The following is a 7,281-nucleotide window of genomic DNA, read 5'->3' on the forward strand; positions in this document are numbered from 1 at the left end:
CGCGCGGCCGCCGCGGCGACGAGCTCGGCGTCGGCCACCGCCACGGCGTCGTCCTCGGCCACCACCTCCGACGTCGCCGCTCCCGCCATCGAGGTCCCCGCGGCCGTGGTGCCCGACGCCGGCGTGGTGGGCTCGGCGCCGGTCGCCGAGACGACCGACGACATCCTGCTGGCGAAGACCGCCCGCAACCACTCGGTGTTCGGCGCCATCGGCATCCCGGTCATCATCGGGCTCGCGCTCTTCGCCCTCCTCGCCAGCTCGGCGCTGCAGTGGGCGGAGACGGGGTGGCGTGTGGCGCTGGCGGGGATCGGCGAGCTGCGCAGGAGGATCGCGCGATGAGCGCCCCCACCGCCGTACGCACGGAGCCGGTCGACGCGTCGCGGCCCTCCTCCGGGACGCGGGTGCCGTGGCGCTCGGGCACCAGCCAGGCGCTCTTCGCCGTGGCGCTGGTGCTGCTCTGGGTGATCGCCTACGTCCTGCTCCTCAGTGGGCTGGAGCAGCGGCACGCGCAGCGGCGGCTCTACGACCAGCTGCGCACCGAGCTCGCGCTCGGGACGGCTCCCACGGGGGCGCCGATCGCGTCCGGCCACCCGGTGAGCCTGCTCGACATCCCGGCCATCGGGGTGAGCAGCCTGGTCGTCGTCGAGGGCATCCGCGCCGAGCAGCTCGTCGAGGCCCCGGGGCACGCTCCCGGAAGCGTGCTGCCGGGTCAGCAGGGCACCAGCGTCATCCTCGGCAAGGGGCTCACCTACGGCGCTCCCTTCGGGCACCTGGACCAGCTCCGTGTCGGCGACCCCATCGCGGTGACCACGGCCCAGGGCAGGTTCGTGTTCCACGTCTCGGGCACCCGGAGGGCGGGCGCGACGTCCCCGGCCGCCCCGGCCGCGGGCTCCGCGCGGCTCACGCTCGTCACCGCGTCCGGCCGGGGCCGGGGCGGTGCGCTGCGTCCGTCGGAGACCTTCTACGTCGACGCCGACCTCGTCGGCACCTCCGTGGCGCGTGGCGTGATGAGCGGTCCCGACCCCGACGGCGTCCCCATGACGAGCAAGGTCTCGGCCGGCCTGCTCGCCCAGCTCGTGCTCGCGCTCCAGCTGCTCACCCTCGTCGTCGGGGGCGTGGTCTGGGCCTGGCACCGGTGGTCCGAGCGCGCCGCGTGGCTCGTCGGGGCCCCGGCGGTCATCGCGTCGGTCTGGTTGGCGTCGTCCCTCGCGGGGCGCCTGATACCGGGACTGATCTAGACCAGAGTCTCACCTGTCGGAACCTTGAGACAGATGGTGGACACACCCTCTAGCGTCTCTCCATCACGACTTATTCGATCAAATTGATCGAGATTTAGGGAAATACACATGAAAGGCAGTCCGATGCTCAAGAGGACCACTGCAGGCCTCGCGCTCGGCGTCGCTGCGGTCACGGCGCTGACCCTCGCGCCCGCCCACGCCGACCTCGCCCCGCAGCCCGACGACGTCGTCACCGTCGGCTCCGACATCCAGCAGAACGCCTTCAACTTCCTGGCCGACGGCTACGGGGAGCTCCCGGGCTACAACTCGGCCGGCAACAAGTGGCGCTTCGTGAACTTCGACTCCTCGGGCGACGGCAACGGCCGCAGCGCGTGGCTGGACCCGTCCAACCTGACGAGCTACACCGGAAGCCTGGACGGCGACTCGACCAACGAGAAGTACGTCAAGCTCTCCGACGCCAGCGCTGCGGCGCTCAACCCCACGGCCACCCTCCAGGCCGGGCAGAACAACGTCGTCCGGCCGTCGGGCGGCTCGGGCGGTCTCGGCGCGCTCCTCGTCGACGGCAACGGGACGAGCAAGCCGCGCGACATCGACGTGGCGCGCAACCCCAACCTGCCGACCGCGGCCAACCAGACCACCGCGTCCTCCAACCTCGCGACCAAGGTGCGGACGGTCCAGATCGCCACCGACCGGGATCTCATCGCGACCGCGACCGACACCAACGTGCCGGACAACCTGACGGCCAAGCAGGTGCTCTGGATCTACACCAACGCCGGCAGCACCGCGTCGCCGAAGACCTGGGGCGACCTCAAGACCTGGAACACGGCCAACAACGCCTCGGAGTCGCTGACGCTGAAGTCGGGCAGCGAGTCCGAGGTCATCCTGCCGCTCTTCATCCCGTCCTCGGCGGGCATGCAGAAGGTCTTCCTCAACGCCCTCACCGCGGCCAACGGCGGCACCGCCGTGACGGCGGCGAACATCACCGCGACCCGGATCGTGCAGCAGAACGACCCCACGACGATCACCGGACTCTCGGAGGCGGAGCGGAAGAACGCGCTGGTGCCGTTCCCCAAGGGCCGCTACGTCCTCCTCGGCAAGGGCTACTACGCCAACCCGGCGTCGGCCAACAGCTACAGCCAGCAGACGACGCGCAGCGCGCTGAGCACCACCGGCCTCACGCTGCAGGGCCTCAACGGCTCGGCCGCGGGGGCCTGGGACTGGACGTTCTCCTACAACGCCATCTTCCGCGACTCCGACGTCTCCGACACCAAGGCGTGGCAGCCGGGCGGGAAGTTCAACTGGGTCCGCACGCTCTTCTACAACCCGGCGGACGAGACCAACCCGGACGGCGTGCTGCCGTTCGTCCAGACCGAGGCGGGCAAGCAGCTCCTCGAGGCGGCGGGCGTCACCCCGGCGTACGAGGACAAGGGCTACACCACCAGCGGCTGACGGCCCCATGACTCCGTGTCGGCCGACGGGCGCACCCCCCGTCGGCCGGCACGGACCGAACGAGATCGGCACGAGGAGACGAGGACACCATGAACGCGAAGCTGGAGGCGGTGAGCACCGTGACAGAGCAGGCCGACACCGCGCCGACCCGTCGCCGTACGGTCGCGATCGCCGTCGCGCTCGTGGTGCTCCTCGTCGTCGCGGGCGGCGCCTGGGCGCTGCTGCGTGGCGGCGACGAGACGGCGCCGTACGCCGACGACGCGGCGACCGGACGGCTCACGCTCTGCGACGCGGACGGGAAGGCCGTGACGGAGGGCGCGATCAAGGACGCTCCCTTCGCGGCGTACGTCGTCGGCTCGACCGCCGCGCCGGCGGCCTACCAGGGCGCCTCGCAGACCGCCTCGCTCTACGCCTACCAGCCCCGTGAGGGCCATGCGGCCGACGAGTTCAGCGGCCAGATCCTCGCGGCCTCCAGCCGCTACACCTCCACCGCGCACCCGGCCGCCCAGGTGACCGACCAGTCGAGCACGCTCGCCGACTTCGTCGCCGCCTATCCGGCCGAGTGGGACGGGTTCGTCGAGCTCCGCCTCATCCTGACGGTGGAGGGCAACACGCCTCGCGCCAGCGAGTACGACGCACTCGACCTCCAGATCGAGGGCGACCGCTGGCACGTCGTCGGCGCCACGGGCGGCGCCGACTGTGCGGGCGTCGCCGACACCACCAGCAACGCCATCTCCTGAACGACCTCCTGCACCACCTGAACTTCGCTTGACCCTTTCGAGAGGAACACCGTGAACGTCCGACTGCGCAAGCTCTGGGCAGCCCCTGCGGGCATCGCCCTCGTGGCCGCCGGCACCGTGGGGGCCGCGGCCGTCGTGGCCGACCCGACCACCTGGTTCGAGGGTGCCAACGCCACCGTCGCCGACCCCGACGCCACCGGTGTGCTCACCTTCTACAAGGCCGACGGCACCGAGGTGACCGCGGGATCGCTCGACGACCTCGGCGCGTACGCGTCCTCGGACGTCGCGCTCGGCTCCGGCGCCGACCACGGCACGCTCTACCTCTACGGCGGCGACGCCGACCTGAGCCCCGGCGCCTGGACCGGCCAGATCATCGGCACGACGAGCGCCGTCGCCACGTCGTCGGGCATCAGCGGCGCGGTCGTCGTGCCCGTGACCGCGTCGCTCGAGGAGGGCGCCTCCGCGCTCGAGGCCGACAACGACGTCTACCAGGTGCGCCTGCGGACCAGCTCGGCCAGCCGCGGCGTGGGGACGTCGTACGCCGCCGCGTTCGTGAAGATCACCGGCTCGACCTGGACCCGCGTGTCCGGCCTCGACGACGCCACGTCGACCCCGACGCCCACCGCGACGGCCACGGCCACGGCCACCGCGACCGCGACGTCCACGCCCTCGCCGAGCGCACAGGAGCAGAAGATCGCCGCCGCCCAGGCCGCGCTCGACCAGGCCAACGCCGCGCTGGCCAGCGCCAACGCGGCCCTGGCCACCGCGTCCAAGCCCGCCGCCGTCAAGCCCTACATCAAGGCGCTCGCCAAGCAGGCCAAGGCTCAGACGAAGGTCACCACGGCGACCGCGAAGTCGAAGGCGGCGAAGACCTCGTCGGCCAAGAAGAAGGCCAAGAAGGCCCTCGCCGCCGCCAAGAAGGCGCTGACGAAGGCCAAGAAGGCCACTGCCAAGGCCAAGAAGAAGGCCGGCGCCGCCGCGAAGACGTACGACGCCGCGCTCGCCGCCCAGAAGGCCGCCGCCGCCAAGGTGGCCGCTGCCGCCCAGGCGCTGGCCGACGCCAAGGCGGGGAAGTAGCCCGTGTCGGCAGCCGCCGTCGAGGCTCCGGAGTCCGCGCCGACCACGGCGCGGGCTCTGGAGGCCGACTCCGTCTCCGCCTGGTTCGGGCAGCGCAAGGTCCTCGACCGGGTCTCGCTCACCATGCCCGCCGGCAGGGTGACCGCGCTGATCGGGCCCTCGGGCTGCGGCAAGTCGACCTTCCTCCGGATCCTCAACCGGATGCACGAGCTTGTGCCCGGGGCCGCGCTCGCGGGTGAGGTGCGCCTGGACGGCCACGACATCTACGACCCGCAGCGCCAGCTCACCGACGCGCGTCGCGCGATCGGGATGGTCTTCCAGAAGCCCAACCCGTTCCCGGCGATGTCGATCCGCGACAACGTCCTCGCCGGCCTGTCCCTCACCGGCACGAAGATCAGACGCGACGAGGCGGAGGCGCTCGTCGAGATCTCGCTGCGCCGTGCCGGCCTGTGGGAGGAGGTCAAGGACCGTCTCGCGCAGCCGGGCTCGGCCCTCTCCGGCGGCCAGCAGCAGCGGCTCTGCATCGCGCGGTCGCTGGCCGTCACCCCGCAGGTGCTGCTCATGGACGAGCCCTGCTCGGCGCTGGACCCGACCTCGACCCGCGTGGTCGAGGAGACGATCCTCCAGATCGCCTCGGAGGTCACCGTCGTCATCGTCACGCACAACATGCAGCAGGCCCGCCGGGTCTCCTCCCAGTGCGCCTTCTTCCTCGCCGGCGCCGGCCAGCCCGGCGTGATCGTCGAGCACGGCGACACCGAGGCGATGTTCACCTCGCCCGTCGACCCCCGCACCTCGGACTACGTGAACGGCCGCTTCGGCTGACTGCCGAGTGGGGCCTCCCCTCACGCCGAGTGGGGCCTCCCCTCACGCCGAATGGGGCCTCCCCTCACATCGCTGGATGACCAGCACCGGCCGGCTCCTGGCCGGCGCACGACTCGGCATGACCCGCGCTGCAAGGGACACTCGAAGACGGTCTTTCGGCCGCTCGGACATAGGATTTCGCCTCGTGGTCGATGAATCCGAGAGCCGCGCAGTGTCATCTGCCCGCACGTACGAGGTCCGGACCTACGGCTGCCAGATGAACGTGCACGACTCCGAGCGCCTGTCCGGGCTGCTCGAGGGTGCCGGCTATCTGCGCTGGGACCCGGAGCAGGCGGACAGTGCCGATGTGGTCGTCTTCAACACCTGCGCGGTGCGGGAGAACGCCGACAACAAGCTCTACGGCAACCTCGGTCACCTCGCGCCGATCAAGGCGGGACGGCCCGGCATGCAGATCGCGGTCGGCGGCTGCCTGGCGCAGAAGGACCGCGACACGATCACCTCCAAGGCGCCGTGGGTCGACGTCGTCTTCGGCACGCACAACATCGGCTCGCTGCCGGTCCTGCTCGAGCGCGCCCGCGTCGCGGAGGAGGCGCAGGTCGAGATCCTCGAGTCGCTCGAGGTCTTCCCCTCCACACTGCCGACCCGGCGCGAGAGCCCGTACGCCGCGTGGGTGTCGGTCTCGGTCGGCTGCAACAACACGTGCACCTTCTGCATCGTCCCGTCGCTGCGCGGCAAGGAGAAGGACCGCCGTCCCGGCGAGATCCTCGCCGAGATCGAGGCGCTGGTCGCCGAGGGCGTCTCGGAGATCACCCTGCTGGGCCAGAACGTCAACGCGTACGGCGTCGAGTTCGGCGACCGCCAGGCGTTCTCCCAGCTGCTCCGCGCCTGCGGCGCGATCGAGGGGCTGGAGCGGATCCGCTTCACCAGCCCGCACCCGGCCGAGTTCACCGACGACGTCATCGCCGCGATGGCCGAGACGCCGACCGTGATGCCGTCGCTCCACATGCCGCTGCAGTCGGGCTCGAGCGCGGTGCTCAAGGCGATGCGCCGGTCCTACCGCAAGCAGCGGTTCCTGGACATCATCCAGAAGGTGAAGGCCGCCATCCCCGACGCGGCGATCACCACCGACATCATCGTGGGTTTCCCCGGCGAGACCGACGCCGACTTCGAGGAGACGCTCGACGTCGTACGCCGGTCGCGGTTCTCGGGGGCCTTCACCTTCCAGTACTCCAAGCGCCCCGGCACCCCGGCCGCCACGATGGACGACCAGGTCGCGCCCGAGGTCGTGGCCGAGCGCTACCAGCGCCTCGTGAAGCTGCAGAACCAGATCTCGTGGGAGGAGAACCAGGCCCAGGAGGGCCGGACCCTCGACGTGATGGTGGCCGAGGGGGAGGGGCGTCGCGACGCGTCCACCGGGCGGCTGTCGGGCCGCGCTCCCGACAATCGCCTCGTCCACTTCTCCGTGGCCGGCGCCGAGGGCATCCGGCCGGGCGACGTGGCCACGGTGACGATCACCCGCGGCGCGCCGCACTACCTCGAGGCGGACGGCGCCGTCCTGGCGGTCCGCCGGACGCGTGCCGGCGATGCCTGGGAGCGCCGCCAGGGCGCGCCACAGGACGCCCGTCCGGTCGTCGGCCTCGGCCTGCCGACCGTCGGCGTCCCCGCGCCCCTGCCCGCCGCCCCCGCCTGCGGCTGACCGACCGCGCGCACGCGGTCACCGTGGCCGTCCGCGCGTCGGGTGACACCCGCGACGTGTCACCCGAGCGGCGGGGTGTCACGGTGACCGTTCGCCTCGCGGGGTGCGTTGCCGGGTGCTTCGTGGGGCTCTCGGGCGCGCGGCATCAGGGTGAGGACGCCCCCGGCCATCGCGAGCGCGACGGCGGCGATCAGGACCAGTGCGAGCGACGCGGCGTGGCCCGGCGTGCCCGCGCGCAGCACACCGCCGAGGGCGCCGA

At 72.0% G+C, this 7,281-nt stretch carries 8 protein-coding genes; 7 read left to right on the forward strand and 1 reads right to left on the reverse strand.

Annotation, left to right across the window (positions count from 1 at the left end; translation table 11 throughout):
- From QM572_RS14860 to miaB, 7 genes are all read left to right on the forward strand, one after another.
- The coding region (locus tag QM572_RS14860) for a hypothetical protein (RefSeq protein ID WP_415094449.1) at window positions 1–339 on the forward strand (339 nt) is incomplete at its 5' end.
- A complete protein-coding gene (locus tag QM572_RS14865; RefSeq protein ID WP_415094451.1) occupies window positions 336–1,238 on the forward strand; it encodes a sortase in 903 nt (300 codons plus the stop codon). The genes QM572_RS14860 and QM572_RS14865, both read left to right, overlap by 4 nt.
- A 108-nt stretch (window positions 1,239–1,346) precedes the next feature.
- Window positions 1,347–2,687, forward strand: a complete 1,341-nt coding sequence (locus QM572_RS14870; RefSeq protein WP_415094453.1) for a hypothetical protein — start codon at window positions 1,347–1,349, stop codon at window positions 2,685–2,687.
- 89 nt (window positions 2,688–2,776) lie between these two features.
- Entirely contained in the window at window positions 2,777–3,427 is a 651-nt protein-coding gene (locus tag QM572_RS14875) for a hypothetical protein (protein WP_415094455.1), read from the forward strand.
- A 51-nt stretch (window positions 3,428–3,478) separates the two neighbouring features.
- Entirely contained in the window at window positions 3,479–4,504 is a 1,026-nt protein-coding gene (locus QM572_RS14880; protein WP_415094457.1) for a hypothetical protein, read from the forward strand.
- Window positions 4,505–4,507: 3 nt separating this feature from the next.
- Window positions 4,508–5,326, forward strand: a complete 819-nt coding sequence (locus QM572_RS14885; protein WP_415094459.1) for a phosphate ABC transporter ATP-binding protein — start codon at window positions 4,508–4,510, stop codon at window positions 5,324–5,326.
- 184 nt (window positions 5,327–5,510) lie between these two features.
- On the forward strand, window positions 5,511–7,022 hold the full coding sequence (gene miaB / locus QM572_RS14890) for a tRNA (N6-isopentenyl adenosine(37)-C2)-methylthiotransferase MiaB (protein ID WP_415094461.1): 1,512 nt from the start codon (window positions 5,511–5,513) through the stop codon (window positions 7,020–7,022).
- Between the two features lie 59 nt (window positions 7,023–7,081).
- Here the strand turns inward: miaB and QM572_RS14895 are convergent.
- On the reverse strand, window positions 7,082–7,281 hold a 200-nt coding region (locus QM572_RS14895), incomplete at its 5' end, for a hypothetical protein (protein WP_415094463.1).

The organism is Nocardioides sp. (assembly GCF_047607365.1).
Lineage (GTDB): Bacteria > Actinomycetota > Actinomycetes > Propionibacteriales > Nocardioidaceae > Nocardioides.